The sequence below is a fragment of the Anaerobacillus sp. 1_MG-2023 genome (assembly GCF_030547345.1).
Classification (GTDB): domain Bacteria; phylum Bacillota; class Bacilli; order Bacillales; family Guptibacillaceae; genus Guptibacillus; species Guptibacillus hwajinpoensis_B.
The window spans coordinates 356,104-382,078 of the sequence record NZ_JAUORD010000002.1; the positions used below are offsets into that span (position 1 = coordinate 356,104).

General features: G+C 39.9%; 29 protein-coding genes. 28 read left to right on the forward strand and 1 reads right to left on the reverse strand.

The annotated features are described in order from the left end of the window. The first annotated feature begins 62 nt into the window (after window positions 1-62). From Q4550_RS05645 to ndk, 17 genes are all read left to right on the forward strand, one after another. Window positions 63-662 (forward strand): YphA family membrane protein, encoded by a 600-nt coding sequence (locus tag Q4550_RS05645; RefSeq protein WP_303530956.1) that lies wholly within the window; start codon window positions 63-65, stop codon window positions 660-662. Beyond that, window positions 659-1,549, forward strand: a complete 891-nt coding sequence (locus Q4550_RS05650; RefSeq protein WP_303530958.1) for a YIEGIA family protein — start codon at window positions 659-661, stop codon at window positions 1,547-1,549. The genes Q4550_RS05645 and Q4550_RS05650 overlap by 4 nt, the downstream gene beginning before the upstream one ends. Then, window positions 1,546-1,731 (forward strand): capping complex subunit for YIEGIA, encoded by a 186-nt coding sequence (locus Q4550_RS05655; RefSeq protein WP_303530960.1) that lies wholly within the window; start codon window positions 1,546-1,548, stop codon window positions 1,729-1,731. Before Q4550_RS05650 ends, Q4550_RS05655 begins: the two co-directional genes overlap by 4 nt. Window positions 1,732-1,928: 197 nt before the next feature. Continuing rightward, window positions 1,929-3,242, forward strand: a complete 1,314-nt coding sequence (der, locus tag Q4550_RS05660; protein WP_194221939.1) for a ribosome biogenesis GTPase Der — start codon at window positions 1,929-1,931, stop codon at window positions 3,240-3,242. Between the two features lie 51 nt (window positions 3,243-3,293). Next, the gene (gene plsY, locus Q4550_RS05665) at window positions 3,294-3,893 is read left to right on the forward strand and encodes a glycerol-3-phosphate 1-O-acyltransferase PlsY (protein ID WP_303530961.1); all 600 of its coding nucleotides are present in this window, start codon (window positions 3,294-3,296) and stop codon (window positions 3,891-3,893) included. A gap of 12 nt (window positions 3,894-3,905) precedes the next feature. Further along, entirely contained in the window at window positions 3,906-4,961 is a 1,056-nt protein-coding gene (locus Q4550_RS05670) for an NAD(P)H-dependent glycerol-3-phosphate dehydrogenase (protein ID WP_303530962.1), read from the forward strand. 69 nt (window positions 4,962-5,030) lie between these two features. Next, a complete protein-coding gene (locus Q4550_RS05675; RefSeq protein ID WP_194221936.1) occupies window positions 5,031-5,282 on the forward strand; it encodes a stage VI sporulation protein F in 252 nt (83 codons plus the stop codon). Window positions 5,283-5,602: 320 nt separating this feature from the next. Then, window positions 5,603-5,800 carry a DUF2768 domain-containing protein gene (locus Q4550_RS05680; RefSeq protein WP_303530963.1) on the forward strand — a complete coding sequence of 66 codons (198 nt, stop codon included), beginning with the start codon at window positions 5,603-5,605 and terminating at the stop codon, window positions 5,798-5,800. A 32-nt stretch (window positions 5,801-5,832) separates the two neighbouring features. Next, on the forward strand, window positions 5,833-6,552 hold the full coding sequence (locus tag Q4550_RS05685; protein WP_303530964.1) for a hypothetical protein: 720 nt from the start codon (window positions 5,833-5,835) through the stop codon (window positions 6,550-6,552). Window positions 6,553-6,772: 220 nt separating this feature from the next. Continuing rightward, window positions 6,773-8,251, forward strand: a complete 1,479-nt coding sequence (gene spoIVA, locus Q4550_RS05690) for a stage IV sporulation protein A (protein ID WP_194221933.1) — start codon at window positions 6,773-6,775, stop codon at window positions 8,249-8,251. Between the two features lie 390 nt (window positions 8,252-8,641). Next, window positions 8,642-8,914: an HU family DNA-binding protein gene (locus Q4550_RS05695; protein WP_048309232.1), complete on the forward strand. Its 273-nt coding sequence runs from the start codon at window positions 8,642-8,644 to the stop codon at window positions 8,912-8,914. Between the two features lie 118 nt (window positions 8,915-9,032). Next, window positions 9,033-9,599: a GTP cyclohydrolase I FolE gene (folE, locus tag Q4550_RS05700; protein WP_194221932.1), complete on the forward strand. Its 567-nt coding sequence runs from the start codon at window positions 9,033-9,035 to the stop codon at window positions 9,597-9,599. Window positions 9,600-9,622: 23 nt separating this feature from the next. After that, window positions 9,623-9,844 (forward strand): trp RNA-binding attenuation protein MtrB, encoded by a 222-nt coding sequence (gene mtrB, locus Q4550_RS05705; RefSeq protein WP_098443979.1) that lies wholly within the window; start codon window positions 9,623-9,625, stop codon window positions 9,842-9,844. Between the two features lie 213 nt (window positions 9,845-10,057). Further along, complete coding sequence (locus Q4550_RS05710) at window positions 10,058-10,885, forward strand: heptaprenyl diphosphate synthase component 1 (RefSeq protein ID WP_303530969.1); 828 nt, start codon at window positions 10,058-10,060, stop codon at window positions 10,883-10,885. Window positions 10,886-10,888: 3 nt separating this feature from the next. Next, window positions 10,889-11,602 (forward strand): demethylmenaquinone methyltransferase, encoded by a 714-nt coding sequence (locus Q4550_RS05715; protein WP_303530971.1) that lies wholly within the window; start codon window positions 10,889-10,891, stop codon window positions 11,600-11,602. A 41-nt stretch (window positions 11,603-11,643) separates the two neighbouring features. Beyond that, window positions 11,644-12,612: a heptaprenyl diphosphate synthase component II gene (gene hepT, locus Q4550_RS05720; protein WP_303530973.1), complete on the forward strand. Its 969-nt coding sequence runs from the start codon at window positions 11,644-11,646 to the stop codon at window positions 12,610-12,612. Window positions 12,613-12,714: 102 nt separating this feature from the next. Continuing rightward, the gene (ndk, locus tag Q4550_RS05725; RefSeq protein WP_194221928.1) at window positions 12,715-13,158 is read left to right on the forward strand and encodes a nucleoside-diphosphate kinase; all 444 of its coding nucleotides are present in this window, start codon (window positions 12,715-12,717) and stop codon (window positions 13,156-13,158) included. Between the two features lie 80 nt (window positions 13,159-13,238). Here ndk and Q4550_RS05730 read toward each other — a convergent pair whose 3' ends face one another. Continuing rightward, window positions 13,239-14,657, reverse strand: coding sequence for an amidase (locus tag Q4550_RS05730; protein WP_303530975.1), 1,419 nt, complete (start codon window positions 14,655-14,657; stop codon window positions 13,239-13,241). Between the two features lie 280 nt (window positions 14,658-14,937). On the opposite strand from Q4550_RS05730, the gene aroC reads away from it, so the two are divergent. The 11 genes from aroC to Q4550_RS05785 all read left to right on the forward strand — a co-directional run bounded on the left by aroC (window position 14,938) and on the right by Q4550_RS05785 (window position 25,972). Next, the gene (gene aroC, locus Q4550_RS05735; RefSeq protein ID WP_194221926.1) at window positions 14,938-16,110 is read left to right on the forward strand and encodes a chorismate synthase; all 1,173 of its coding nucleotides are present in this window, start codon (window positions 14,938-14,940) and stop codon (window positions 16,108-16,110) included. 2 nt (window positions 16,111-16,112) lie between these two features. Then, window positions 16,113-17,189 (forward strand): 3-dehydroquinate synthase, encoded by a 1,077-nt coding sequence (gene aroB, locus Q4550_RS05740; protein WP_303530978.1) that lies wholly within the window; start codon window positions 16,113-16,115, stop codon window positions 17,187-17,189. Continuing rightward, the gene (aroH, locus tag Q4550_RS05745) at window positions 17,186-17,548 is read left to right on the forward strand and encodes a chorismate mutase (RefSeq protein ID WP_303530980.1); all 363 of its coding nucleotides are present in this window, start codon (window positions 17,186-17,188) and stop codon (window positions 17,546-17,548) included. Before aroB ends, aroH begins: the two co-directional genes overlap by 4 nt. Window positions 17,549-17,888: 340 nt before the next feature. Beyond that, window positions 17,889-19,340: an anthranilate synthase component I gene (gene trpE, locus Q4550_RS05750; RefSeq protein ID WP_303530981.1), complete on the forward strand. Its 1,452-nt coding sequence runs from the start codon at window positions 17,889-17,891 to the stop codon at window positions 19,338-19,340. Next, a complete protein-coding gene (gene trpD, locus Q4550_RS05755; protein WP_303530982.1) occupies window positions 19,333-20,358 on the forward strand; it encodes an anthranilate phosphoribosyltransferase in 1,026 nt (341 codons plus the stop codon). The genes trpE and trpD overlap by 8 nt, the downstream gene beginning before the upstream one ends. Beyond that, window positions 20,351-21,121: an indole-3-glycerol phosphate synthase TrpC gene (gene trpC / locus Q4550_RS05760; RefSeq protein WP_303530983.1), complete on the forward strand. Its 771-nt coding sequence runs from the start codon at window positions 20,351-20,353 to the stop codon at window positions 21,119-21,121. The genes trpD and trpC overlap by 8 nt, the downstream gene beginning before the upstream one ends. After that, window positions 21,108-21,746: a phosphoribosylanthranilate isomerase gene (locus Q4550_RS05765; RefSeq protein ID WP_303530984.1), complete on the forward strand. Its 639-nt coding sequence runs from the start codon at window positions 21,108-21,110 to the stop codon at window positions 21,744-21,746. Before trpC ends, Q4550_RS05765 begins: the two co-directional genes overlap by 14 nt. A 2-nt stretch (window positions 21,747-21,748) precedes the next feature. Next, window positions 21,749-22,936 carry a tryptophan synthase subunit beta gene (gene trpB, locus Q4550_RS05770; RefSeq protein ID WP_303530985.1) on the forward strand — a complete coding sequence of 396 codons (1,188 nt, stop codon included), beginning with the start codon at window positions 21,749-21,751 and terminating at the stop codon, window positions 22,934-22,936. Further along, on the forward strand, window positions 22,929-23,756 hold the full coding sequence (trpA, locus tag Q4550_RS05775) for a tryptophan synthase subunit alpha (protein ID WP_303530987.1): 828 nt from the start codon (window positions 22,929-22,931) through the stop codon (window positions 23,754-23,756). Before trpB ends, trpA begins: the two co-directional genes overlap by 8 nt. Before the next feature lie 9 nt (window positions 23,757-23,765). Continuing rightward, the gene (gene hisC, locus Q4550_RS05780; RefSeq protein WP_303530988.1) at window positions 23,766-24,869 is read left to right on the forward strand and encodes a histidinol-phosphate transaminase; all 1,104 of its coding nucleotides are present in this window, start codon (window positions 23,766-23,768) and stop codon (window positions 24,867-24,869) included. Continuing rightward, window positions 24,866-25,972, forward strand: coding sequence for a prephenate dehydrogenase (locus Q4550_RS05785; protein WP_303530990.1), 1,107 nt, complete (start codon window positions 24,866-24,868; stop codon window positions 25,970-25,972). The genes hisC and Q4550_RS05785 overlap by 4 nt, the downstream gene beginning before the upstream one ends. Window positions 25,973-25,975 lie beyond the last annotated feature (3 nt).

The window sequence follows — 25,975 nt, forward strand, 5'->3', positions numbered from 1 at the left end:
ATTTTTAAGTCTATCTCTCATGAAAACGTCCCATACTGTTCATAATGAGAGGAGGTAACGGAGTGGATGGGGCGATTTTTATTTGGTTTGTATGGATGGGAGTTGTCATCACAGTCTTTTTTCAAAAGCCATCTTTAGAAAGGACTGGGTCAGCGTTCTTAATGTTAGTGGCAATATGTGTCGTGAATAAAACCGTCAACCTGATGGGTTTTTCTGTAGCTGTTGTACTAGTGCTTGCTTATATTTGTGGATATCTCCTCTGGATAAAGAACGGTGTAAAAACGGTTTACGCCATGATATTACTCATTATGTTAACAGCAGCTTATACTTCGATTCAGCTGTTTGCTATATATGATCCTGTTTTTACTTACTTGTATACGAAGTGGTCGGTTGCCGCAATTCTTTTTATTATTATTCATCTAACACTGAATGGCTTTGCAGAGAGATGTTCATTATTAATTCTTAGTATCGTTCATGGTGAGGTTATATTAACAATGATTTTTCGAGGAATGGGGTTTGAGCGAACTGCTGGCGAGTTAGCTTCCTTCGATGTAATGGCCATATCGATTATGGCGACATGGGTCTGGTCCTCCTTCGTGAAATTAACAGTTCATTTAGAAAAAACTGTCAAAAAACATCAAGAAAGACGGGGATATTCATGAATGAGTATACAATACCAATTCTATTTGGTGTGACAGCCGGTACGCTTGCGAGAATTTATATGTTTCGAACAGATTATAGGCAATACCCTACTTATCCACATGGAATGATTATACATCTCGCGCTTGGTTTTATTGCAGCTTCACTCGGGGCGCTCGTCGTTCCATCAATTATGGAGCAAGAATTTACAGCGGTGACCTTCCTAACCCTAGCTGCATCGCAATTTCGGGAAGTGCGCAATATGGAAAGAAAAACTTTAACTGAAATGGATTCACTAGAGCTTGTCCCTCGTGGAGCGTCCTATATAGAAGGGATAGCTGTAACCTTTGAAGGGAGAAATTATTTAGTGATTTTCATTTCATTTGTCACGTCATTTGCTTATCTTGCAATAAATGTGTGGGCTGGATTAGTTGCTGCATTTCTTGCTTTTCTAGTAGCCAAAAAATACATGACTGGAAGTAAACTCGGGAAAATTGCGAATATTGAACAAAAAGAAGTTAAATTTGAAGGTGCAGGGCTATACGTTGATAACATCTACATTATGAATATTGGCATACCAGCGAGACAAAAAGAAATTTTAGAACATGGACTTGGATTTACGATTTCTCCAAAGAATTTTGATGCGCGAATGACGATTGGTAATCTCGGACAAAGACAAGCGATCCTTCATGACCTTGCTATATCTCTTGGTGTATACCGGGATTCAGGAACGCCTGCATTAGTTCCATTAATTAAACGCGATTTAGACGATGGTCGAATTGGAGTTTTTATTCTACCTCAAAATAAAAGCGTGGATCTTGCCATGAAAGTCATTTCTCAAGTACCAACTCTTGAAAATGCGATAAGGATGCCTACGGAAACGAAGAAAAAAGGAAGTGACTCATCATGATTATTGAGAAAGCGATACTTGCAACTGTTACACTATCATTATCTCAGGCCCCTGTAGGAGCGAATGTGTTTGTATGTGAATCTCAAGATGAAATGGACGGCGTAGCCGCTGATCTTGAAGCTATACTAGATGGAATTGCTCATAAATTGAGCAATGGTGTTTATATTATTGTGAAGCATTAGCAAGTTTTCAAAGAGAAGTTACCAAGTTTCATTTGATCGTCTGTTGTTCATTGGTTGCTTTTTTGATAAGATATAAAAGCTATCGAAGACTATGCCCTTCTTATAGAGGAGGGTTTTTTACAATGAACTCCTGGAAAGTTTGTCCACGACTTTCTGGTTTCAAGCTTAGATAGTCTTTTAGAAAGGGCGTGCATAAAATGACAAAACCAGTTGTCGCAATAGTAGGTCGACCGAATGTTGGGAAATCGACCATTTTTAATCGTATAGTAGGAGAAAGAGTATCGATTGTAGAAGATACTCCAGGAGTAACAAGAGATCGTATTTATAGCAAAGGTGAATGGCTGAATCGTGAATTTAATATCATAGATACAGGTGGTATTGAAATAGGTGACGAACCATTTCTTTCTCAAATTCGTTATCAGGCAGAAATTGCAATAGACGAAGCGGACGTTATTATTTTCATGGTTAACGGAAGAGATGGCATTTCGAATGCGGATGAAGAGGTTGCTAAAATTCTTTATCGTTCCAATAAACCTGTTGTATTAGCTGTAAATAAAGTAGATAATCCTGAACAGCAAACGTTGATTTATGATTTCTATGCTTTAGGATTTGGAACTCCATTTGGTATTTCAGGTTCACATGGTCTTGGGTTAGGTGATCTTTTAGATGAAGTCTTTAAATCATTCCCTGAAGTAGCAGAAGAAGAATATGACGAAGGAACGATTAAATTCTCATTAATTGGTCGTCCGAATGTTGGAAAATCATCGCTTGTTAATACGATTTTAGGAGAAGAGCGAGTGATTGTAAGTGATATTGCTGGTACAACTCGCGATGCTATTGACTCCATGTTTACTCGTGATGAACAAGATTACGTCATTATTGATACTGCTGGCATGAGAAAGCGTGGAAAGATTTATGAAACGACTGAGAAGTACAGCGTTCTTCGTGCAATGCGTGGGATTGAACGATCTGACGTTGTTTTAGTTGTGATTGATGGAGAAGAAGGCATTATCGAGCAAGACAAAAAAGTGGCGGGGTATGCTCATGAAGCAGGTAAAGCCATTGTTATTGTCGTAAACAAATGGGACGCAGTTGAGAAAGACGATAAGACGATGAGAGAATTCGAACAAAAAATTCGTGATCATTTCTTATTCCTTAGCTATGCACCGATTGTGTTCTTATCTGCCAAAACAAAGCAACGTCTTCATACATTGTTACCAGTTGTTAATACTGTAGCTGATAACCATGCCCTTCGTGTGAAAACGAATGTATTGAATGAATTAATTATGGATTCCGTTGCAATGAATCCAACACCAACAGATAATGGGAAGCGATTGAAAATTAACTATGCGACGCAAGTGGCTGTTAAACCGCCTACCATCGTATTATTTGTTAATGATCCGGAACTGCTTCATTTCTCTTACAAACGCTTTTTAGAGAATCGTATTCGTGAAACATTTGGTTTCCAGGGGACTCCTTTACGAATTCTTGCACGTAGAAAAAGCGAATAATTAAGCTTGTTTCATTCGGGGGAACCTTGCTAATACAAAGGGGGAAATGAGATGATCGCGATCCTGATTTGCATTGCTGCTTACTTGCTTGGATCAATTAGTTTTAGTTATTTAATTGCAAAAATCGTGAAGAAAATAGATATTAGGGATCACGGAAGTGGCAATGCAGGAGCGACAAATACACTTCGAGTGCTAGGGACTGGCCCAGCGGTTGCTGTTCTTGCACTTGATGTAATAAAAGGCATACTTGCCGTCTGGTTAGGGTATTGGTTCACTAGTGAACCAATCGTTCCTTTCCTTGCGGGAATTTGTGCTATCTTAGGTCATAACTGGCCAATCTTTTTTGGATTCCGTGGAGGGAAAGGCGTTGCTACTACGATAGGGGTATTTGCAACAATTGCGTTTTTTCCAGCACTTTATGCTGGCATCATCGCTATTATTGCCATTGTAGTAACGAGATTTGTTTCTCTTGGTTCATTGATTTTTGTAGTATTAACTCCAGCGTTTATTTTCTTACTTGGAGGGAATCCAGCTTCATATATTTTGTTAGGGACGATTCTAGCGATTCTTTCTGTCTGGAGACATCGTACAAATGTAAAGCGACTGTTCTCTGGTACTGAAAGCAAGCTCGGTCAAAAGGTCGAGCAGTAAGGAGGAAGTTCAATGGCGAAAATATCAGTTGTAGGTGCAGGGAGCTGGGGGACAGCTCTTGCAATCGTACTAGCAGATAATCAACATGATGTGACATTATGGGCAAGAAGAACAGATCTTGCAAATGAAGTGAATGAGAAGCATACGAATGAGAAGTACCTTCCTGGTATAAAATTACCTGAGGGGATTAGGGCTACCAGTTCCCTTGAAGAGAGCGTGAAAGATGCTGAAGCTATCTTACTTGTTACACCAACTAAAGCGCTTAGAGAGGTTCTTCCTGAACTTAAGACATACCTATCAACACCGGTTACGCTCATTCATGCTAGTAAGGGAATTGAACCAGAAACATCCAAGCGTATTTCAGAGGTGATTGAAGAAGAAATCCCAGAGGATTTAAGAAAATCGGTTGTCGTTTTATCTGGGCCGAGTCATGCAGAAGAAGTGAGTCTTCGTCACCCTACGACCGTAACGGCCTCTTCTAAATCAATGATTCAAGCTGAGTATGTTCAGGATCTTTTCATTAACTCGAATTTTAGAGTATATACTAATCATGACATCATTGGTGTTGAGCTTGGTGGTGCATTAAAGAATATCATTGCTCTAGGGGCCGGTTTATCTGATGGACTCGGCTATGGTGATAATGCGAAAGCTGCCCTTATCACAAGAGGTTTAGCTGAAATTGCTCGCCTTGGTGCAGCTATGGGGGCAAATCCACTTACCTTTATGGGATTGACAGGTATAGGAGACCTTGTAGTTACGTGTACAAGTGTACATAGTCGTAACTGGAGAGCCGGAAATCTTCTTGGAAAAGGAAATAATCTAGATGAAGTTCTCGAAAATATGGGGATGGTAGTAGAAGGTGTTCGAACTACGAAGGCTGCTTATTATCTCGCACAAAAACAGAACGTAGAAATGCCTATAACTTCTGTGTTATTTGAAGTGCTATTTAATAACAAAGATGCGAAAGATGGTGTAGATCAACTGATGGGTAGGCTTCGAACTCATGAGACAGAAGATCTAACGTCTTTGCTTGCGGACCGTTTTGAATTGAATCCAAAAGAACTCTAAATAGGCTAAGCACGAAGTATTCCTCCTTGCATACACTATGTTGAACGTTAATGGTAAGGAGGAAACTGCGTGAGCGATCTGTTCGATAACATAGAAAAGAAAACCAATGTGAAAAAGGAAGACATTTTTAAGTTAGCTAATTCCGTTCAGGGAGCAGATTTTACTGATGAGAAAACAGTGCGTAAATTAATTGCGAATGTTGCACGCGTTGCTAACGTAAATGTCACAAAAGAAAAAGAAGATCGAATCGTAAAGGCAATCGTAAATAAGAATATGCCGTTCGATTTGTCTGCTATTGCAAAAATTTTCAGTCAAAAATAAAGAATTTAGTAGAAACTTAGGCTAATCAACGATACCGCCTTCGATGTAAGACCATATACTAATAATGAACCATCAATGTGCAGAAGCATACTTCTTTAAGAAATTAGAATAGTCAAAGCTGAAGAAAAGCCCCTTTCTTCAGCTTTTTATTTGTTATTTATGGAAGCGTTACCTTTTAAGATAAAGTACGCTGGCATGTTTTGAAGAGATGTAATTGAGTAGAACCATTGAATTGTTGAAACCTTTAGAGGTAAATGGAGTAAAGATTTGATATAATGGTGGGCAGTGCAAACTAGATTTGTCATATTAGGGGGATTAAAATGTCACCAGCGTTAATTAAGATGTGGGTAGCACTTTCGGCACTAGGGCTAATGTTTATAGCGGTTATGGCGATCATGCTAAGTCGCACGAAGCTTAAAGGTGTTTTCCGAGTGCTTGTGTCAACTTTTGCATATATGTGTATGTTCGTTGCGGGGGTGCTCATGCTTCTCGTCGTGTTTACTGGACCTACTAACTAAATAAGTAAATTTCTAACTAAGGAATGAGTGTAATGAAACGTTTAGCTACTAAAGCTGTATTATGGACATGCCTTGTTTCTCTATTGTCAGGATGCCTGTATCCAGAGAGTCAAAAAAACGAGAATCAAATTCCTTATACAGACCAAATTCAATCTGTTCAAACAGCAGTAGAGCAATTCCAAGAAAATAAGTCCATTCTTCCTATCAAAACAAGAGATCAGGAAACACCAATCTATCAGAAGTATCCAGTTGACTTCAAGAAATTAGTGCCCGCTTTCTTACAGCAAGCACCTGGGAATTCATTTGAAAATGGTGGGGTATTTCAATATGTACTTATTCATGTAGAAGAAGAGCCGACAGTAAGATTAATTGATTTAGTCACTATTGAAAAAGTAAAAGATCTTCAGCTACGTATTAATGATTATAGAAGGAAAAAGAACTATCCACCATTCAAAGATGTTCTTGCAAAAGACCGATATTCCATCGATTACGATGCAATGGGGATGGATGAAGAGCTGACTGTTAAAAGTCCATTTACAAATGAACAACTTCCATTTTTCTTAGATGAAAAAGGTGATGTACATATTAATTATTCTAGCGACCTTACGAAGGCAATCGAAAGTAATCCAGATCATAGCTATGAAAAGGGCGATGATATCCGAGATTTGTTAGCAGACAATTCGTTTTATGTTCCTGTTGCTTCTGTTGCGTATACAATTGAAAATGATAAAGCTGTTTTTTTAGTGAAATAGGTATTTTCCCTCCTCTTTAGCAATACAACTATTAAAAAGAGGAGGGACTTTTTTATGGGCTTATTCAATAGAGGACGAAAAGTTTACTTAAAGCATCAAATCCTTTTACTGTGAACTGTCATATTTATTGGACAACATCATAGAATGGTAGTGTTCAAGAAAGTCTGCGGTCTGGAGTGAATCATTTCGTCCAATGAGGCGGAATTCAGGAGGCGATCACGTGGAGAGAGTAGATATCTTCAAAGATATCGCAGAGCGTACAGGGGGAGATATATACCTTGGAGTCGTAGGTTCTGTTCGAACAGGGAAATCAACATTTATTAAAAAGTTCATGGAACTAATCGTCCTGCCCAATATGGAAAGCGATTCTGATCGAACGAGGGCACTGGATGAACTACCCCAAAGTTCTGCTGGCCGTACCATTATGACGACTGAGCCTAAATTTGTACCAAATCACGCCGTTCAAATTCATGTGGAAGATGGTCTTGATGTTAATGTTAGACTTGTCGATTGCGTCGGATATGCCGTGCCTGGTGCTAAGGGATACGAAGATGAAGATGGGCCAAGAATGATCAATACACCATGGTATGAAGAGCCGATACCGTTTCAAGAAGCAGCTGAAATTGGTACAAGAAAAGTAATTCAAGAACATTCCACGCTTGGCGTCGTGATAACGACTGATGGTTCGATTGGGGAGATCCCAAGACACGACTATCTGGAATCTGAGGAAAGAGTCGTGGAGGAATTAAAAGAAGTAGGTAAGCCATTTATTATGATTGTCAATTCTGCACACCCACACCATCCACAAACGGAGGCATTAAGAGGAGACCTTTGTAATAAATATGATATTCCTGTTATTTCTCTTAGCGTAGAGACTATGACGGAGCATGATATTAACAATGTCATGAGAGAAGTGCTTTACGAATTTCCAGTTCTAGAAGTTAATGTGAACTTACCAAGTTGGGTAATGGTTCTCCACCAAGATCATTGGTTGCGACAGAGTTATGAAGAATCCGTTAGAGAGACTGTGAAAGACATTAAGCGTCTTAGGGATGTTGATCGTGTCGTAGGTCAGTTTGAGGAATTTGAATTTATTCAGGATGCTCGTTTAGCAGGAATTGAAATGGGGCAAGGAATAGCGGAAATTGATCTTTATGCTCCGGAAGATCTATACGATCAAATTCTAAAAGAGGTTGTTGGTGTTGAAATTCGAGGAAAGGATCATCTTCTTCAACTTATGCAGGAGTTTGCATTTGCAAAAGCTGAATATGATCACGTCTCAGACGCTCTTCGGATGGTTAAACAAACTGGCTATGGTATTGCAGCACCAGCGATTGAAGATATGAGCCTCGATGAGCCTGAAATCATTCGTCAAGGGTCAAGGTTTGGTGTCAGGTTGAAAGCAGTTGCCCCATCTATTCATATGATTAAAGTAGACGTAGAATCGGAGTTCGCACCTATCATTGGAACGGAAAAGCAGAGCGAAGAGCTTGTTCGTTATTTAATGCAAGATTTTGAAGAAGATCCGCTTTCAATATGGAATTCAGATATTTTCGGTCGTTCCCTGAATTCTATCGTGAGAGAGGGGATTCAGGCAAAACTTGGTTTAATGCCTGAAAATGCTCGTTATAAATTAAAAGAAACGCTCGAACGCATTATTAACGAAGGATCCGGCGGTTTAATTGCGATTATATTATAACAAAACCGACTCCAATACCTGGAGTCGGTTTTTTACGTTAAGTGGTTTAGAAGAACCGAGAAAAGGGGTATTATCTATTTTAGTGAGTTGTTAGGCTAAGTTGGCAACTTTGGAGTATATCTAACATTTGTCCATCTAAAGCGTTGAATTGCTTGAATTAATAGACAATATAAAATTCACCTTTAGAGCGTTTACAAAACGCTCATTTAGCAGATAATAAGTAAAAAACATTGAAAAATCGTTGAAATCGAGCTAAACGTATTGAATTCTTTTGCATCTTCGTATAATATAGGGCTTGCAAACGTACTAAACGTGCATTGCAACGTATAAATATTGGTCATTAAGTAAATGAATGTATTTATCCATCTCTCTTGAGAGGAGGTGAACAGAATGAACAAGACAGATCTAATCAATGCTGTTGCAGAATCTGCAGAGCTTTCTAAAAAAGAAGCGACAAAAGCTGTTGACTCAGTTTTTGATAACATTATGCAATCCTTGCAAGAGGGTGACAAAGTTCAACTAATTGGTTTTGGTAACTTTGAAGTCCGTGAGCGTTCTGCTCGTAAAGGGCGTAACCCTCAAACTGGCGAAGAAATCGAAATCGCTGCAAGTAAGGTTCCTGCATTTAAACCTGGTAAAGCCCTTAAGGATGCAGTGAAGTAAGAAATACATAGGGCCAAGAAGAGTCGCACATTCTGCGGCTCTTCTTTTTTGCTAACTTTTTCTCCATGTGCTAGAATCTTGATAGGTAATAAAGGCCCTGAATGGAGGAGTAAGAACAATGTACGAAGTTAATCATGAAAAAATACAAGAAGCAGTGAAAATGATCCTTGAAGCGATCGGTGAAGATCCTGAGCGTGAAGGATTGTTGGATACTCCAAAACGTGTAGCAAGAATGTACGAAGAAATCTTTCAGGGGCTGCATCAGGATCCAAAAGAGCATTTTCAGACTATTTTTGGAGAAGACCACGAGGAGCTTGTTTTAGTTAAAGATATACCTTTTTATTCAACTTGCGAGCACCATCTTGTTCCTTTCTTCGGAAAAGCGCATGTTGCCTATATTCCAAAAGGCGGGAAGGTAACAGGACTTAGTAAGCTAGCAAGAGCTGTTGAATCTGTAACGAAACGTCCACAGCTTCAAGAGCGAATTACATCTACGATAGCAAATTCGATGGTAGACACATTAGATCCACATGGTGTTATGGTCGTAGTTGAGGCAGAACACATGTGTATGACTATGAGAGGCGTTAAGAAGCCTGGTTCATCAACCGTTACATCAGCAGTAAGAGGCGTGTTTGAAAATGACGCTGCTGCACGATCTGAAGTACTTGGTTTGATCAAGGGCTAATCCTTTTAAGCGGAGTGATCGATATGAAGAGTGATAGCAACGATTTTTTTGTAATTAAAGCACTTGAAAATGGTGTGAACGTTATTGGGTTGACGCGTGGATCTGATACAAGATTTCATCATTCAGAGAAACTAGATAAAGGCGAAGTTATGATTGCCCAATTCACGGAGCATACATCTGCGGTTAAGGTGAGAGGAAAAGCTGTCATTCAAACAGAGCATGGTGAAATAAGTACGGAAGAGTAAAGCAGGACATTATAACCTGCTTTTCTTTCATTTCAAAACCTTAGCCGTTCGTTTTAGCTAGAGGGTTATTGTGCTATACTAGGAATGAATACATAATTTATACTTTAACAATGAAAAAACCGACAAAATAAAGTATATGGAAAACGTAAGCTTTCGCAAAAAGACGCGGCTGGCTCACTTTTCTAATTGGAAGACATGTAAGGGGTATGGGATATGACAAATCCGAAAGAAAGTACACATAAAAAAATAGCAGGAGTTCGAGACATGCTTCAGTCTCGCCTATCCCATTCATATTTGCTTCGATTTATTGATTTTCCAGTTATTGATGAAGAGAAGCTATATGTGTTCTATGGCATATTAGAACAAGCGAAGCTCGAACATAAAAGAAAGCAGGATACGCTCCTGTCCATCATGCTTGTGCAGATTGCACTTGATACGCATGAATTAATCTCACTCGATAATATTGAGAACGAAAGTGAACGAAAAAATCGTCAGCTAACGGTGCTTGCTGGTGACTATTTTAGTAGCATGTATTATCATATTCTTTCTAAGTGGGGAGATAATGGTCTGATTCGTACTCTTTCAGAGGCCATTCAGGAAATAAATGAGGCAAAGATGGCTTTTTATCAAACGGACTATACATCAATTGAATCTGTCTTTGATAACTTAAAGACGATTGAGTCTATATTAGTTCGGAAAGTTGCTGAACATTATGGTTTAAATAACTGGAGCAATTTTGGAACTCACTATTTTTATATGAACCGTCTTCTTGTTGAACGTAAGAAGGGGCTCATTCAATCTGGGTCCGATGTCCTTTATAAGATTGCTGCTACGCTACTATCGGTTAAAGATGCGAAGCTAACAACCAATCAAGTTTCTAAAGTAAGAATTGTACTGGACTCTTATATTTCACATGCGAAGAAAGAGATGGATCAGCTACTTCATAACCATTCAGAGCTTCATCATCTGTTTCAGAAGCGATTTGAATATAATTGGGGTTTACTGGGCATACAGGAAAAGAAAATGGCGGAAGAGGGATAAAGAATGGCTTCATCTAAAGAAGAACGAGTTCACGACGTATTTCAAACCATATCAAAACGATATGATGTCATGAATTCTGTGATTAGTTTTCAACGTCATAAAGCATGGCGTAAAGATACAATGCGACTGATGGACGTTCAGAAGGGAACAACAGCTTTAGACGTTTGCTGTGGTACTGCAGACTGGACACTGGCTATGGCAGATGCCGTCGGTAAAAGTGGAACGGCAATTGGACTTGATTTTAGCGAAAATATGCTTGAAGTAGGTCAAGTGAAAGTCAAGGAAAAGAAAAAAGATAATGTTACACTTCTTCATGGAAATGCGATGAATCTCCCTTTTGAAGATAATTCCTTTGACTATGTGACAATTGGCTTTGGACTTCGTAATGTACCGGATTACAATCAAGTTATTAAAGAAATGTTTCGGGTAGTAAAACCGGGTGGTCAGGTGGTTTGTCTAGAGACAAGTCAACCTACGATTCCAGTATTCAGGCAGGTTTACTATGGTTACTTTAAACACGTAATGCCGGTGCTTGGTAAAGTTTTTGCGAAGAGCTACGAAGAGTATTCATGGTTACAGGAATCAGCAAGCACATTTCCTGGACGCGATGAATTAAAGCAACTTTTCTTTCAAAATGGATTTAGCCGTGTAGACATAAAGCCATACTCAGGTGGCGTTGCAGCGATGCATAGAGGATTTAAGCCAACCAAACCATAAAAGAGAACAGATATTTTGTGAAAATCAGTAAGGTGGATCTCATGAAATTAAAAACGATATACGCTTCTTTAAAAAAAGATTTATCTTTTATTGAATCCGAACTGGAGCAAACGGTAGATGCTCACCATCCTGTTCTCCGGGATGCTTCTAACCACCTATTAAAAGCTGGAGGGAAACGAATCCGTCCTGTTTTCGTTTTGCTCTCAGGTAAATTCGGGGATTATAATTTGCCCCTTATGAAGAATGTGGCAGTGGCTCTTGAACTTATTCATATGGCTTCTCTCGTACATGACGATGTGATCGATGATGCAGAAATGAGAAGAGGAGCCAAAACGATTAAAGCCAAATGGGATAATCGTGTGGCGATGTATACTGGGGACTATATTTTTGCACGAGCGATTGAGCTCGTTACAGAATTGAAAGAACCAGCTGCTAACACCATTTTATCTACTGCGATTCTTGAGATGAGCATCGGTGAAATTGAACAAATTCGTGATCAATTTAACTGGAATCAAAATGTACGAGATTATTTTCGGAGAATCAAGCGGAAAACCGCTCTACTTATTGCTACCTCTTGTGAACTTGGTGCGGTAGCAGCAGGTGCTTCGAAAGCAGAACAGCTTCATCTTAAAAAGTTCGGTTATTACGTAGGAATGTCCTATCAAATTACGGATGATATTTTGGACTACACGGGAACGGTTAAGCAGCTTGGAAAGCCCGCTGGTGGCGATTTATTACAGGGGAATATTACGTTACCGGTGCTTTATGCCATGAATCAAGGTAACAAGGAAGAAATCATGAATGTGTTCTCAGAAGAACTCTATGCTTCTCAGGAGCAAGTAAATCAAGTCATAAGGATTGTAAAGTCTTCTGGAGGTATTGAGCACGCGCGGGACATTAGTGATCGCTATCTTCAAAAGGCGTTTCAAGAATTGGATCAATTACCTTCGCATTCTGCTAGAACCTCACTTAGACAAATCGCAGAATATATAGGCAAACGAAAACATTAAAAGGAAATGTTGTTATTTTTGCGAATATTTGATAGAATTTTGAAGGGCAGAAAAATGCTTTCTGCCCTATACATATAAAGTGTTGAAAGTGAGGAGATTTTTGTGGAGAAAACATTTCTAATGGTAAAACCTGACGGGGTTCAACGTAATTTAATTGGTGGCATTGTATCACGCTTCGAGAATAAAGGCTTTAACTTAGTAGGAGCAAAATTGATGACGGTTTCAAAAGACCTTGCAGAAACTCACTATGGCGAACATAAAGAGCGTCCATTCTTCGGCGAACTAGTAGATTTCATTACATCTGGTCCTGTCTTTGCGATGGTTTGGGAAGGTGAGAACGTCATCTCAACAGCGCGTACAATGATGGGGGCAACAAATCCGAAAGATGCAAGTCCAGGAACGATACGTGGTGACCATGGAGTGCAAGTAAGTATGAATGTCATTCACGGTTCAGATTCTCCAGAAAGTGCTGAAAGAGAAATCGCTTTATTTTTTAATGAAAATGAATTAAATGAGTATGCGAAAACGATTTCAAAGTGGGTTTGATTTTTACAACAAAATGAAAGCGCTTATATAAAAGAATCCGGACAACTAGTCCGGATTCTTTTATTACATGAAGTCTTAAGTTATAAGTTTGGAAATTGGAAACCTTTTTCGATTTCAATAGTATGGGCAATTTGAAGCAATAAACTATCGTTAAATTTCTTAGATGCCGCTTGAAGACCTACTGGTAAGCCTGATTGTGCTAAACCAACGGGTATTGATATAGCCGGGTGCCCGGTACAATTATAAAGCTGTGTCATCATCCAGTCAGAGATAGGGGCGGATGCTTTTCCGTTAATCCGATCCGGTCCTTCGATCTGGTGTGAAAAAGCGGTTACCCCAACTACAGGAGAGAGAATGGCATCAAAACGATTAAGTTCTTTTTGGATGAAATTCCACACTTGTGTTCTCTTCATTTCAGTTTCTCTCAGTTCTACTGCACTGAGCTTTCTGCCTGCTGCAATCATGTTAGAGACAGATGAGCTAAATTGAGATGGGAAACGGTCGTAAAGGGATCCGTAAGCAGACGCTAACCCCGCAAACCACATTTTATTAAAGAAAGAAATTAATTCTTCTAATTTCATCTCAAACTGGAAGGGGATTTTTTCTACTATAGCCCCTTGATCACGTAATATGGAAATAGCTTCTTCAATTGGGCCTAGAATCATTGGGTCATATGGGTATAACCCGAAATCCTCTGTATAGGCAAACTTCTTTCCTTTCACTCCCAACTGCATTTCTTTTTGTAGGTTACTTTCTGGTAGTGGAACCGAGTAAGGGTCATTTGGTTCGTAACCTTCCATAACCGATAGAAGTAATGCCGCGTCTTCGGTTGATCTCGCCATTGGACCATAATGTACAAAAGGCTGTGTAGTTCCGAAGCGATTGATCGGTGAACTATCGAATGGAACGCGGCCAAATGTTGGTTTGTGGCCGATAATGCCATTAAGACTCGAAGGAATTCGAATCGATCCGCCACCGTCACTTCCCTCTGCCAACGGAACGCATTTGCTTGCTACTGCAGCAGCAGATCCACCACTAGAGCCACCGGCAGTTCTAGATGAATCCCACGGATTTTTTGCTGGCCCAGCTAAAAGGTTATCTGTGGTACCTTTATGTCCAAATTCGGGAGTATTCGTTTTTCCAATGATAATTGCACCAGCATCACGAATCCTTTTAACTATCGTTGGTTCTGATTGGGCGATGTGATCTTTAAAAATTGGGGAGCCAAAGGTAGTAAGGCGACCCATCACGGGGGTGAGGTCTTTAAGAGCGATTGGGATTCCGTGTAAAGGACCACGTACTCCACTTTTCATCAGCTCTTCCTCAGCTCCTTTTGCTTCTTTTAAAGCTTCTTCTTCGAAAATAGTGATAAATAAGTTGAATTTAGGATTCAATTGTTTTATTCGTTCAAGATGACTTTGCACAACTTCAACAGGTGAAAGTTCTTTTGTCATTATTTTTTTGGCCATGGATTGAGCGGTTAGGTTTGTAATTTTCATCTGCACACTTCCTTAAGTTAAACTATACCGTCAACTTTAACGAAATATGGCTTATGAGGCAATCAAGTATCGCTTTTAACTATAAACATAACGTGGTTAACAGTAGTAGCAAGGAGGGGACCTTAACAAAGAGGAAGAATAAAAAAATTGTGTTTTTTTAGTTAAATTATGTTAGGATATGCCCAACCATTATTGAAAAAGTTAAAAATAATTACACGAATTTTAGATGGTATGATATAGTAGTACGTAAAAGCGCCAAAGCAAAATGGAGGAGATAGAGATGAGATACTTAACAGCAGGAGAATCACACGGACCACAGCTAACGACAATACTTGAAGGACTTCCTTCTGGTCTTGAGCTAGTAGCAGAAGATATTAATACAGAACTTGCGAGGCGCCAACTTGGATACGGGAGAGGTCGCCGTATGCAAATTGAGAAGGATCAGGTTCAAATTCTAAGTGGTGTTCGTCACGCCAAATCAACTGGTGCACCAGTTGCACTTGTCGTAGAAAATAAAGACTGGACACATTGGAAAAATTACATGGGTGCTGAACCATTAACAAAAGAACAAGAAGAAAACATGAAGCGTCAAATCTCACGTCCGCGACCTGGTCATGCAGATTTAAACGGCGCTATTAAATACAATCATCGAGATATGAGAAACGTGTTAGAACGATCATCTGCTAGAGAAACAACAGTAAGAGTTGCTGCTGGAGCTGTAGCTAAAAAACTACTTAAGACACTTGGTATTAAGGTGGCTGGGCACGTGCGCATGATTGGAGGAATTGAGAGTCAATACGATGGTGGTATGTCTCTTGAAGAAATTCAGCGTGTTTCAGAAGAATCGCCTGTTCGAAGCCTTGATGAAGTAGCTGGTCAGAAAATGATGGAAGCAATTGATGATGCAAAGAAAAATGGTGACTCAATTGGTGGAATCGTCGAAGTGATTGTCGAAGGATTGCCTGTAGGTCTTGGAAGTCATGTTCACTATGACCGAAAGCTTGATTCGAAAATTGCTGGAGCTGTTATGAGTATTAATGCATTCAAAGGTGTTGAATTTGGAATAGGTTTTGATGCAGCAAAAATTCCTGGAAGTGAAGTCCATGATGAAATTCAATGGTCTGAGGAAGAGGGATACACACGTAAAACAAATCGTCTTGGTGGTTTTGAAGGTGGTATGACAACCGGTATGCCTATCGTTGTAAAAGGGGTTATGAAACCTATTCCAACATTATACAAACCACTACAAAGTGTAGATATCGATTCAAAAGAGCCATTTCAAGCGAGTATAGAACGATCTGATAGCTGTGCGGTTCCAGCCGCAAGCGTTGTTGCTGAGAATGTTGTCGCATGGGAAGTAGCGTGCTCAATTCTTGATAAGTTTGGTCATGATCGTATTGAAGAAATTGCAGATGCGCTTGAACGCTTCAGGACATATAGCCGGGAGTTTTAAGGATGGACAGTTTAACGATTGATACAAATGGGGGATGTTATTCTGTTCATATTGGAACTGGTATTCGAAACAAATGGAGAGATCTGATTGATTACGCTTCTTACTCAAGTTTTTTCATAATTACAGATGAAGCAGTTGATGCAAGATATTTATCATCAATTCAAGGACATGAGAATATCCTGACTTTCGTTGTTCCTTCTGGAGAAGAATCGAAATCTTTCGCTATGTACCATGAGGTAATGACGGCATTACTTAAAGCTGAGTTGGATCGAAAAGCCTGCATCATCGCTCTTGGTGGTGGGGTAGTAGGTGATCTAGCCGGCTTTGCTGCCGCAACATACATGAGAGGAATTGAATTTATTCAAATTCCAACTACGTTACTAGCTCATGACTCAAGCGTTGGTGGGAAAACAGGGATTAACCATGAAGTCGGTAAGAATTTAATTGGTGCCTTTCATCAACCATCAGCCGTTATTTATGATACGGAGTGTCTGAGAACCCTTCCAGATCGCGAATGGCGTTCTGGATTTAGTGAAGTGATCAAGCATGCGCTCATACACGATGAATCGTTTTTACAATGGCTAATGGATAGAGGAAAAAAAGTTCAGGACTACACAGATGAAGAACTTCAATTCATTATCAAGAAGGGTATTGGTGTCAAAGGCGCAATTGTGAAGGAAGATGAGCGCGAACAAGGGATCAGAGCTTACTTGAATTTTGGCCATACGCTAGGTCACGCGATTGAATCAGAGCTTGGATATGGAAAAATGACACACGGAGAAGCGGTTGCTATTGGTATGATCTATGCCCTCAAACTAAGTGAGGAATATTTTCAAACAACGCTTCGTATGGATGAAATAACGAAATGGTTTCAAGATATCGGTCTTCCTACTGCAGTTCCGAATGAGCTTAGTATTCACCAATTAGTTGGCCGGATGAAGAAAGACAAAAAAGCGGAAAACAAAACATTACAATTTGTATTATTAAAGAAGATCGGTCAGCCTGTTAAGGTGATGATAGACGATGAATCTGCCCTTGAGCTGCTTCGATCTAGTATGAAAGGGAGTGGAGCACATTGATTCGAGGGATTAGAGGAGCAACGACAGTTAACCTTAATGAAAAAGATGAAATTATTCATGCAACGACGACATTACTAGAACAACTAATCGAGCATAATAGAATCGATCCGGCTATGGTGGCGTCCATTCAGTTTACGATGACTGGGGATTTAGATGCTGTATTCCCTGCAGAAGCAGTTCGAGCATTTAAAGGCTGGTCTAACGTTCCGTTGCTTTGCTCATCAGAAATCCCTGTTCAAGGAGCGTTACCGCTGTGTATTCGACTGTTAATGACGGTGAATACAACAATTGACCAAGATGAAATTAATCACATTTATTTAGAGAAAGCTGTGTCACTTCGTCCAGATCTTGCGAGTTGACAAAACAGATTCCTCATACTAGGATAGAAATAAGTTTTAGAGCAGAGGCACGATGAGGTATTACGAGTTGAGAGAGCAGAGAATAGGATAGTTGAGTTGAGGAGAGCTTAGAGGGATACGTTTATACACCCCCTGAGGTTATTAGGGGGTTTTAATATACCCTTTTTCGATATTGGTAACATTCAGACAATTATAGTCTGTTCTTTGTTATACCACATTTTTATCCTCGGATTACTCAGCTTTTCCATTCTCCATGACTAACAATGGAGAGGTGAGAAAGTTGACTTCAAATTATTCTTCTTTTCAAAGGGATTCCGAAACTTACGGGATGATCCCATTAATGAAATCGTATTTCCTTGATACGACAACACCCATTCAAATTTTTCAAAATATAGGTAAACGAGCAAGCTTTCTATTAGAGAGTAGTGATCAAGAGTCAAGCTGGTCACGCTATTCATTTATAGGAGTAGATCCAGTCTATTCCCTAGTTGAACAAAAAGGTATTTTCTCTGTTAATGATGTGGATGGGAATAGAATCCTTCAACGAAATGATTTCCAGTCAGGAGTAAAAGCGCTATTTGAATATTTAAATCCTAAGCTACCAGATCACGACTTCCCTTTTTATGGTGGAGCTGTTGGCTATATTGGCTATGATGCCGTTAGTCAATTTGACAAAATTCCAGTTCATCCTGACCGGGACGAAGATATGCCGTTAGTTCATTTTATGGTTTGTGAGAATTTATTAATCTATGATCATCATTTAAAGCGATTGACAGTTTGTCATCACGCCAGGGTAAAAGAGGCTTTAGATGTTGAACGAGTTTATACTGATGCTTTTTCGATTATGGAAGAACTTGTTTCTCTTGCATCAAAGCCTAATCAAGGTGAAGTGATGCTTCTTCCTGAAGATGCTTCACATGAGGTGGATTTCTATGAAATTAAATCGAACTATGAAAAGCAGCAATTCTTAAATGATGTGAATAAAATAAAATCTTATATTGAAGAAGGGGATGTCTTCCAGGCGGTATTATCTCAAAGGTTTGAAAAAGATGTCACCATTGGAGGATTAGATCTTTATCGAGTTCTCCGGGTCATTAACCCATCACCATATATGTTTTATTTAAAAATGAACGATGTAGAAATCATCGGTAGTTCACCTGAGAAATTAGTTCAGGTACAAGATGGGAAAATTGAGATCGATCCAATTGCAGGGACGAGAAAACGTGGAAAAACAGCTCAAGAAGATAATGAGCTCGCTAAAGAGTTGCTGGAAGATGAGAAGGAACGAGCGGAGCACTATATGCTCGTCGATCTTGCAAGAAATGACGTTGGGAGAGTAGCGGAATACGGAAGTGTTTCAGTACCACAGTTAATGGACATTGGACGCTTCTCTCATGTGATGCACATTATTTCTAAAGTAACAGGTGTTTTGGCACCTCGATTTACTAGTTTAGATGCGGTAGTAGCCTCCTTTCCTGCAGGTACAGTTTCTGGTGCGCCAAAAGTAAGGGCGATGCAAATATTGAACGAGCTTGAACCAACTTCGCGATCCATTTATTCAGGAGCGATTGGATATATAGGTTTTGATGGCAATGTTGATTCGTGTATCGCCATTCGAACAATGGTGATCAAAGACGGTACAGCATACGTGCAAGCAGGAGCAGGGATCGTAGCTGATTCCGTACCTGAGAGCGAATGGGAAGAGACTCGAAATAAGGCGAGTGCTCTTATTAAAGCGATTCAGGTAGCGGAAGCTATTTTCGACAAAAAGGAGGAGCAGCTAAATGTTTAAAGAACAATTAAGCAGAATGATGGAGGGGCACACGCTGGCTGAATCCATAGCAGAACAGGTCATGGACGTTATTATGGAAGGAAGAGCGAATGATGCACAAATTGCTAGCTTCTTAACCATTCTCCAAATGAGGGGAGAAACGGTTGATGAATTGACTGGGTTTGTTCGCTCCCTTCGAAACCATGTTGTTCAGCTTGATCATGGCGGACTGCCGCTAATCGATACTTGTGGTACAGGAGGGGACGGCCACTCTACCTTCAATATTTCAACTGCTTCAGCCATACTCGTTTCTAGTCTAGGTGTCAAAGTTGCGAAACATGGTAATAAAGCTGTTTCCTCTAAGAGTGGTAGCGCAGATGTTCTTGATGAACTCGGTATCCCTACACAATCAAGTCGTAGCGAAGCTGTTGCAACTCTGAAGGAAAGAAACATGTGTTTCCTATTTGCTCCGAATTACCATGTAGCTATGAAGCATGCTGTAAGTGCCCGAAAAGCGATTGGTTTTAGAACGGTTTTTAATAGCCTTGGGCCGCTAGCAAATCCAGCCGGTAGTCAGTCGCAGCTAATTGGTGTTTATAGTCATGACAAAGCATTGAAAATGGCGAAAGCATTAAAGCGTCTAGGAACACAACGCGCTTTACTAGTGACTGGTGGGGAAGGAATCGATGAGTGTTCTATTTCAACTTACACTGATTTTGTAGAATTAAGAAATGGTGAGATCATGACCTATCGCCGCACACCAGAAGAAGTTGGTCTATCAACAGGTAACGCTCAGGATTTAGTGGTCAACACTTCAAAAGAAAGTGCGAATTTAATTGAACGAATTTTTAACGATGAAGGAAATGAAGCTAGCACTGGAATTGTTCTCTATAATGCTGGAGCGGCTCTCTACCTTGCAGGAGCGTGTGCAACTATTATAGAAGGTGTGCAGATGGCTAAAGATGCCATTAGGAATGGTACTGGTCGAAAGCAACTAAATGCATTAAGCGCAAACAAGGAGTTGAATGTTCATGCTTGATCAAATTATTAAAGTGAAGCACGAAGAGATGGAACGATTTATTATGCCTGATGATGAAAAAGTGACAAATGTTTCATTTGTAGGAAGTTTACGTAAGCCAACGCATGAATTAGGATTGATTGCAGAAGTGAAAAAAGCCTCTCCTTCAAAAGGTATTATCAACGCCAACTTTGATCCTGTAGAAGTAGCTAAAGCTTATGAAAAAGCAGGAGCGGATGCCATTTCTGTTTTAACGGATGAGTCATTCTTTATGGGAGCAAATTCCTTCCTAACAGAAGTTAAAAAGCACGTGTCTTTACCGGTATTACGGAAAGACTTTATTATTGATAAAAGACAAATTGAAGAAAGTAAACGTATTGGTGCAGATGCTATTCTATTAATTGTGCGAGCGCTTGGCGCAACAAAGACCAAGGAATTTTATGATTATGCTTCAAATTTAGGATTAGAATGCCTTGTTGAAGTACATTCCAAAGAAGAGCTTGAAGCGCTTACTGATCACTTTACTCCAGAAATCATAGGAATTAACAATCGGAATCTCGCAACATTTGAAACGTCTACTAAACAAACACACTCACTCAGCCAGTATATTCCTCAGTCAACATTGATGATTAGCGAAAGCGGCATATCAACTTACGAGGATATTAAAGACGTGAAAATTGCGGGAGCGAAAGCCGTACTAGTAGGTGAGGCTCTTATGAGAGATGGTACTTATGAAAAGGGAATTAAGCATTTGTTTGGTGAAACAGTTCATGAGAAAGCCTGAACTTAAGCTGTGCGGTAATCGCTCGTTAGAGGATTGGGAGAGCGTAAGAGTGAGCGGTGTCCCATATGCAGGATTTATTTTTGCAAATAGCGTACGGCGCGTTACGGATGAACAAGTTAAAGGTTGGTTAAGCGATTATCCACCGCTGAATGACACGAAAATTGTAGGGGTGTTTGTGAACCCGGAATTAGAAGAGTTAGCGCAAACGGTAAGTGAAGTACCGCTTGATATTCTCCAACTCCATGGTAATGAAACACCAGCTTTCGCGGCCAAGATTAAACAAATGACAGGGAAAACGATTTGGAAAGTGATTCATCATGGCAAAAGATCTCTAGATGAAATGAAACGGTACGAAGGTATAGCTGATGGATATATCGTTGACACCAAACTGCCTGGACAATGGGGAGGAACCGGAAAACGATTTGATTGGGATTCTATCCCGTCATATCAGGCTGAAGCGGCTGAGCAAAGGGTGCCTTTATTTGTGGCAGGTGGAGTAAAGCCAGATAATGTTCAAGAATTGATAAGCTACCATCCAGATGGAATAGATGTATCAAGTGGAATCGAAACCAATGATAGGAAAGATAAAACGAAAATGAACACCATAATCGAAAGGCTGGGATAACAATGTCAACAACTGTACCTGATCAACGCGGTAGATATGGAAGATACGGCGGTAAATATGTTCCGGAAACAGCGATGTTTGCGTTAGAAGAATTAGAACAATCGCTAAACGAAGCAATGGCAGACAAACAATTTATGACGAATTATCATGAGGAACTGAAAAAATATTCAGGTCGACCAACGCCGATTACACATGCAGAAAACTTATCAAAAAGACTTGGCGGGGCGCAAATTTATTTGAAGCGTGAAGATCTTAACCATACAGGGGCACATAAATTAAATAATGCAATTGGACAGGCTCTTCTTGCCGTTCGTATGGGGAAAGAAAAAATTGTTGCTGAAACAGGTGCTGGCCAGCATGGTGTTGCAGCTGCAACTGTAGCCGCTCGATTTGGATTAGAATGTAAAGTGTTTATGGGAGAAGAGGATATTAGACGTCAGGAATTGAATGTGTTCAGAATGAAGCTTCTCGGTGCTGAAGTTGTCCCAGTCTCTTCGGGTAGCAAAACGTTAAAAGATGCGACGAATGAAGCGATTCGGTACTGGGTAGCAAATGTGGAAGATACGTTCTATTTAATTGGTTCTGTAGTTGGTCCGCATCCTTACCCGAAAATGGTAAGGGATTTCCAGCGCGTGATCGGTGATGAATCACGCGAACAAATGGAAGCATTACCCGATAAGGTAATCGCTTGTGTTGGAGGTGGAAGTAATGCAATGGGCATGTTCTATCCATTTCTTAAAGATGATGTTCGCTTGATTGGCGTAGAAGCTGCCGGTAAGGGAATTCATACTGGAGAACATGCCGCTACGCTCTCTGAAGGTCGTCTCGGTGTTATTCATGGCTCAATTACTTACTTATTGCAAAACGAAACGGGACAAATTCAAGAGCCACATTCCATTTCTGCCGGACTCGATTATCCTGGAATAGGACCTGAGCATGCCTATTTAAATGAAACGGGTCGCGTGACTTATACAGGAATTACTGATAATGAAGCACTTGATGCATTAAAAGTTCTATCTGAAGAGGAAGGTATCATTCCGGCGATTGAAAGTGCTCATGCGCTTTCTGAAGCAATTAAGCAAGCGCCAGACATGAACAAAAATGAAGTTATTCTTGTGTGCCTCTCAGGAAGAGGGGATAAGGATGTACACACGATAATGGAACATCTTGGAGGTGACGTTAATGAATAAACGATTTGAGAAACATGTAGATGGACGAAACGATCTATTCATACCTTTTGTTGTAGCTGGTGATCCAACAGAAGAAACGACTATTAATTTAGCATTGATGCTTCAAGAAGAAGGAGCTAATGCAATTGAACTCGGTATTCCATATTCTGATCCTCTAGCAGATGGTCCAGTGATTCAGCGTGCGTCACTACGTGCATTAGAACATGGAATGAGCCTTGAGAAAGCGATGGGTCTCGTGAAACAAATGCGAGAAAAAGGACTTGAAATTCCAGTTGTGATATTTACTTATTACAATCTTTTGTTACAATTAGGAGAAGAACGCTTCTTCGCTTTAGTGCGAGAAAATGATATTGACGGACTATTAGTTCCAGATCTTCCTTTTGAAGAAAGTGAAGAGTGGAGAGAAAGTTGCAATGCTAATGAGACTGCGCTGATTTCTCTTGTTGCACCAACAACTTCAGATAAAAGACTGCAGGCCATTTCGAAAGAAGCTACGGGATTTCTTTATTGCGTCTCGTCACTCGGTGTTACGGGAACGAGGACTGACTTTCATTCCTCAGTCTTTACATTTCTCGATCGAGTGAAGAAACATAGTATGATTCCGGTTGCGGTTGGCTTTGGAGTCTCGGCTCCTGAACAAGTTGAAGAGCTAAAAGAGCACTGTGATGGCGTTATTGTTGGTAGTGCGATTATTCGTCAAGTTGAAGAACAAGTGGAAGTGTTGAAGAAAGAAGCATCCCAGAAAGAAGGTATAGATCAAATTCGGGCATATGTACGAAATTTGATTTCTCCATACGGGAAAGTGAAAATCCATTCGTGAGGTGCAGGCATGATTCCAAAAAGACAAATGAAAGGGTTAACCCCTTACAAGCCAGGTAAGCCAATTGAGGAAGTGAAAAAAGAGCTTGGTCTCAAACAAGTAATTAAACTCGCTTCAAACGAGAATCCATATGGTTCCTCTCAGACAGTGAAAGAGGCCATTGAAAAGGAACTGTCGCAATTACACATTTATCCAGATGGCTATGCAGCTTCTCTTCGGACTGAGGTAGCAAAGCATCTTAATGTAAATGAAGATCAGCTAGTTTTCGGTAATGGATCAGACGAAGTTGTACAAATCCTTTGCAGAACTTATCTTGAAAAAGGAACTAATACAGTGATGGCTACACCAACTTTTCCGCAATATCGTCATAACGCAGTTATTGAAGATGCAGAAATTCGTGAAGTTCCACTGACTGAAGGAAAGCATCAACTAGAAGAGATGCTAAAAGCCATTGATGAGAATACGCGCATCATTTGGGTGTGTTCACCTAATAACCCTACAGGAGAGTATATTCCAGAAGAAGAACTATTTTCATTTTTGAAAAAGGTTCCTGATCATGTTCTAGTTGTCATGGATGAGGCTTACAAAGAATATGTTACTGCGAAGAATTTTCCTGATACGCTATCAGCGCTTTCAGAGTATAAAAACCTTGTAGTTTTACGAACGTTTTCTAAAGCATATGGGATTGCTGCTCTTCGCGTTGGTTATGGAGTAGCTAACCCGGAAGTAATCGCCTCAATTGAACCTTCACGAGAGCCGTTTAACACTTCACGTGTGGCGCAAGCTGCGGCAATTGCTGCTCTCAAGGATCAACAGTTTATTGATATGTGTCGAATAGAAAATGAAAAGGGCAGAGAGCTTTATTATGATTTTTGTGAACAATACGATTTATCCATTTATCCTTCTCAAGGGAACTTTGTATTAATTGACTTTGGTATACCTGCAGACGAAGTGTTTGAATACTTGATGAAACAAGGATACATTGTCCGTTCAGGTTCTGCGCTTGGTTTTCCAACTTCAGCTAGAATAACAGTTGGATCAGAGGAGCAAAACAAAGAAATCATTAGCTGTCTTTCTCAATTTCTTGATGAAAAGAGAAAGGAACAGTCATGAGCAAACATGTTGCGATTATTGGCCTTGGATTAATAGGAGGGTCAATTGCTCTAGCTATAAAAGCAGGGCATCACGATGCTGTCATTACGGGGTATGATGTAAACCAGAATCAGTTGGATTTAGCTATGGCACTTCGGGTTGTAGATCAAACGGCTTCTTCGCTTGAAGAAGCCGTTCAAACCGCTGATTTTATTATGATTGCTGCTCCGGTTGTTCAAACAGAACAAATTTTAGAACAATTAGCCAAAATCAATTTGAAAAGCAATGTGATTATTTCTGACGTGGGTAGCACGAAGCATTCGATTGTAAGTCATGCTAAAAAAATCTTAAGTCCTTCCGTTACCTTTATCGGTGGTCACCCAATGGCTGGTTCTCACAAAACCGGCGTAACAGCAGCAAAATCACATTTGTTTGAGAATGCTTTTTATATTTTGACACCTGATGAATCGGTCAACAAATCAAAATTAGATGCTCTAATAGCATTACTAAGTTCAACTAATGCTACATTTGTTGAATTAGACGCTGAAGAGCACGATTATTTAGTAGGATTAATTAGTCATTTCCCTCACATATTAGCAGCAAGTCTGGTTAACTTTGTTAGTGATCGAAATAATAATCAGAGCTATAATGTAGCGAGGTTTGCGGCAGGAGGGTTTCGGGATATTACCCGTATAGCATCAGCTAGTCCTGTGATGTGGCGTGATATTCTTCTAAGAAACAAATCTGTCTTACTGCAGATGACTGAAGACTTGAAGCTCGAGTTAGATCGAATTCAAGGTTATATTAAAAAAGAAGACGGAGATCGTATTTACGATTACTTCTCAGACGCTAAGGACTTTCGAGATGGGTTACCTGTTCGATCTAGAGGAGCTATCCCTGCTTTTTATGATTTGTTTCTCGACGTTCAAGACCAGCCTGGTGTCATCGCTAGCGTTACACAAAAACTTGCAAGTGAAGAAATTTCAATAACAAATATTCGAATCATCGAGACACGAGAAGATATTATGGGTGTTCTTAGAGTGAGTTTTCGCTCAGAAAAAGACCGTGACAATGCAAAAGTGGTCCTTGATCATGACTTCGATACGTATGTAGATGATAAATAAGGA

Bases quoted from the DNA above. Each gene is read 5' to 3' on its own strand.
- Q4550_RS05650 (WP_303530958.1), top strand. From the start codon at position 659: ATGAATGAGTATACAATACCAATTCTATTTGGTGTGACAGCCGGTACG.
- Q4550_RS05655 (WP_303530960.1), top strand. From the start codon at position 1,546: ATGATTATTGAGAAAGCGATACTTGCAACTGTTACACTATCATTATCT.
- der (WP_194221939.1), top strand. From the start codon at position 1,929: ATGACAAAACCAGTTGTCGCAATAGTAGGTCGACCGAATGTTGGGAAA.
- plsY (WP_303530961.1), top strand. From the start codon at position 3,294: ATGATCGCGATCCTGATTTGCATTGCTGCTTACTTGCTTGGATCAATT.
- Q4550_RS05670 (WP_303530962.1), top strand. From the start codon at position 3,906: ATGGCGAAAATATCAGTTGTAGGTGCAGGGAGCTGGGGGACAGCTCTT.
- Q4550_RS05680 (WP_303530963.1), top strand. From the start codon at position 5,603: ATGTCACCAGCGTTAATTAAGATGTGGGTAGCACTTTCGGCACTAGGG.
- Q4550_RS05685 (WP_303530964.1), top strand. From the start codon at position 5,833: ATGAAACGTTTAGCTACTAAAGCTGTATTATGGACATGCCTTGTTTCT.
- Q4550_RS05695 (WP_048309232.1), top strand. From the start codon at position 8,642: ATGAACAAGACAGATCTAATCAATGCTGTTGCAGAATCTGCAGAGCTT.
- folE (WP_194221932.1), top strand. From the start codon at position 9,033: ATGTACGAAGTTAATCATGAAAAAATACAAGAAGCAGTGAAAATGATC.
- mtrB (WP_098443979.1), top strand. From the start codon at position 9,623: ATGAAGAGTGATAGCAACGATTTTTTTGTAATTAAAGCACTTGAAAAT.
- Q4550_RS05710 (WP_303530969.1), top strand. From the start codon at position 10,058: ATGACAAATCCGAAAGAAAGTACACATAAAAAAATAGCAGGAGTTCGA.
- Q4550_RS05715 (WP_303530971.1), top strand. From the start codon at position 10,889: ATGGCTTCATCTAAAGAAGAACGAGTTCACGACGTATTTCAAACCATA.
- hepT (WP_303530973.1), top strand. From the start codon at position 11,644: ATGAAATTAAAAACGATATACGCTTCTTTAAAAAAAGATTTATCTTTT.
- Q4550_RS05730 (WP_303530975.1), bottom strand. From the start codon at position 14,657: ATGAAAATTACAAACCTAACCGCTCAATCCATGGCCAAAAAAATAATG.
- aroC (WP_194221926.1), top strand. From the start codon at position 14,938: ATGAGATACTTAACAGCAGGAGAATCACACGGACCACAGCTAACGACA.
- aroB (WP_303530978.1), top strand. From the start codon at position 16,113: ATGGACAGTTTAACGATTGATACAAATGGGGGATGTTATTCTGTTCAT.
- trpE (WP_303530981.1), top strand. From the start codon at position 17,889: ATGAAATCGTATTTCCTTGATACGACAACACCCATTCAAATTTTTCAA.
- trpD (WP_303530982.1), top strand. From the start codon at position 19,333: ATGTTTAAAGAACAATTAAGCAGAATGATGGAGGGGCACACGCTGGCT.
- trpC (WP_303530983.1), top strand. From the start codon at position 20,351: ATGCTTGATCAAATTATTAAAGTGAAGCACGAAGAGATGGAACGATTT.
- Q4550_RS05765 (WP_303530984.1), top strand. From the start codon at position 21,108: ATGAGAAAGCCTGAACTTAAGCTGTGCGGTAATCGCTCGTTAGAGGAT.
- trpB (WP_303530985.1), top strand. From the start codon at position 21,749: ATGTCAACAACTGTACCTGATCAACGCGGTAGATATGGAAGATACGGC.
- trpA (WP_303530987.1), top strand. From the start codon at position 22,929: ATGAATAAACGATTTGAGAAACATGTAGATGGACGAAACGATCTATTC.
- hisC (WP_303530988.1), top strand. From the start codon at position 23,766: ATGATTCCAAAAAGACAAATGAAAGGGTTAACCCCTTACAAGCCAGGT.
- Q4550_RS05785 (WP_303530990.1), top strand. From the start codon at position 24,866: ATGAGCAAACATGTTGCGATTATTGGCCTTGGATTAATAGGAGGGTCA.